This window comes from uncultured Campylobacter sp., from assembly GCF_938031315.1.
Classification (GTDB): domain Bacteria; phylum Campylobacterota; class Campylobacteria; order Campylobacterales; family Campylobacteraceae; genus Campylobacter_B.
Genome location: NZ_CALHHT010000320.1, coordinates 1 through 2,342, shown reverse-complemented (window position 1 = coordinate 2,342; position 2,342 = coordinate 1). Strand labels below are relative to the sequence as shown.

General features: G+C 53.4%; 3 protein-coding genes. All 3 read left to right on the top strand.

Going from position 1 to position 2,342, the window contains the following annotated elements:
• Positions 1-654: 5'/3'-nucleotidase SurE (surE, locus tag Q0236_RS07860; RefSeq protein WP_297916682.1), on the top strand; the 654-nt coding region annotated here is incomplete at its 5' end.
• Positions 636-1,298 carry a ThiF family adenylyltransferase gene (locus Q0236_RS07855; protein WP_297916680.1) on the top strand — a complete coding sequence of 221 codons (663 nt, stop codon included), beginning with the start codon at positions 636-638 and terminating at the stop codon, positions 1,296-1,298. The genes surE and Q0236_RS07855, both read left to right, overlap by 19 nt.
• A 623-nt stretch (positions 1,299-1,921) precedes the next feature.
• Positions 1,922-2,342, top strand: a 421-nt coding sequence (locus Q0236_RS07850) for a nitroreductase family protein (RefSeq protein WP_297916678.1), incomplete at its 3' end; no start/stop codon positions are given.

The window sequence follows — 2,342 nt, the reverse complement described above, 5'->3', positions numbered from 1 at the left end:
TGCTCGCACTCGCTTACTCTTACGCGTCCGCTTAGATTTATCAAGCTCGACGACGGATTTTTTAAACTCGATGACGCTACGCCCGCAGACTGCGTGTATTTGGCGCTTCGCGCGCTGTATAACCGCAAGCCCGATCTTGTGATAAGCGGCATAAATCACGGCGCCAATGTCGCGGAGGACGTGACCTATTCGGGCACGTGCGGAGGCGCGATGGAGGGGGTTTTGCAAGGTATTCCCGCGCTTGCAGTGAGCCAGTTTTACGTCGCGGATTCGCTGCAGCGATACGGGTTTGATCTCGCGTGCGAGCTTGCGGTGGAATTGGTCGAGAAAATCTTTAAAAAAGGCTTTCCGCTGCCGCCGAAGCAGTTTTTAAATTTAAACGTTCCTGCCGTCTCAAAGCAAGATTTTAAGGGGCTAACGGTCGCTCCGTGCGGCGAGAAGCTCTACGACACCGACGCGCAGCTAAATCGCAATCCGCGCGGAATGGAGTATTATTGGCTCGGTAAATCCACGTTCGACTTTGATGCGAGCAGGAACGAAAACAGCGACATTTCGGTGCTTTTTGAGGGGCGGGCGACGCTAAGTCCGATCAAGCTAAATTTGACCGCGCACGAGCAGATGAGGGCTTTGGAAGAATGGACGAGGCTCAAGTAGACCGCTTTTCGCGCTCGCGCCTACTTTTCGGCGAGGATTTCGCAAGGCTGCAAAGCGCTAAAATTTTAATCTGCGGCTGCGGCGGCGTGGGCGGAGCGGCGATAGAGGCGCTGTACCGCAGCGGCGCGGTAAATCTAAGCGTAATCGATTGCGATCGCTTCGAGATCACCAACCAAAACCGCCAGCTTGGAAGCGAGCACGTAGGCGAGCTAAAATGCGAGGTTTTCGCGCGCAAATTTAAAGGCGTAACGCCGATCGCCGCTAGGATTGATGAGGAATTTTTGTCGGAATTTAACCTAGCGCAATTTGATTTCGTAATCGACGCGATCGACGACGTGGGCGCTAAGATCGCGCTTGCGCTGCGCTACAGCGAGGCTGGCGTAGGATTTGTAAGCTCGATGGGCGGCGCAAAGAGGCTCGATCCCGCTAAAATCGAAATCCGCTCAATTTGGCAGACGCAGGGCGATCCGCTCGCGCGCAAGATCAGATCTGAGCTGCGAAAGCGCGGCTTTGCGGGCGATTTTGACGTCGTCTGCTCGAGCGAGCCGCCGCGCGTCAAATCGATGGGCAGCTTCATGGGCGTGACTGCGAGCTTCGGGCTTTTCATCGCAAGCTACGTCGTGCGCAGACTGATAGGCGAGTAAGTTTAAACGCTTAAAATTTCATAGCGTTTCGGCGCTCGGCTTTGGCGATTGCGCTTTGCGGTTAAATTTAAATTTTTGAATGCTTCGTGCTTGCGTTTCGGGCGTACTTTGCGCGCGGCGCGGCTAATAGGCGCTTTCTGGCGCGCGTGCGGATAAAATACAAAGCGGCGAAAGCGGAATTTGACCGAGCGACGAAGATAAAATTTGCTCGGCACGAAGGCGAAATTTCATTTGCCGCGAATGATAAAATTTTATCCGCAAAGTTCGGCGCAGGCCTAGCTGAGAGATAAAATTTAAAGATCGCGATTTGCACGCTTTCGCCGCCGCGTGTATTTTGCGGCGCGGTTCGCACAGTCGCGGCGGGCGGATGCTCTCGCCGAGGTTTAAAATTTAAATGCGGACGTGCGCAATCTGTACAGATCGCGGAAATTTTAAGATTTTAAGGCGCGTCGAGATTTTAAGCGCAATCAAATCCTCACGCAAGCCGCGTAGCGACCGAGCCGCGCATAAAATACGAGCGAGTCTTAAATCAGCCGTACGGCTAGGCTGCTGATGAAATTTAAAATTTGCCAAGCCGCGATAAAATTTAAAAGAGCAAATGATGATAAAAAAAGGAGCGAGAGATGGATGAAATTTTTACCCGCACGAGCGTGCGAAGTTTTAGCGAGCAGATGCCTACGGATGGGCAAATCGAGCAAATTTTAAAAGCCGCGATGCAAGCACCTAGTGCTGCAAATCAGCGCCCGTGGGAATTTTACGTCGTTAAAAACAGGGAGCTTTTGTCGCTTCTAAGCGGCGTGAGCTCCTACGGCGACTACGTCAAGGACGCGCCGCTTGCGATCGTGATCTGCTTCAAAAAGGACGGATCGAAATTCCCCGCCTATGTGCCGTTTGACTGCGCCTGCGCGGCGATGAATATCTGGCTTTGCGCCGAAGGCTTGGGGCTCGGTACCGTGTGGTCGGGGATCGCGCCCGAGCCTTACCGCATGGGGCGCGTGCGCGAAATTTTAAGTCTGCCCGCGCAACTAGAGCCATTTTGTATCA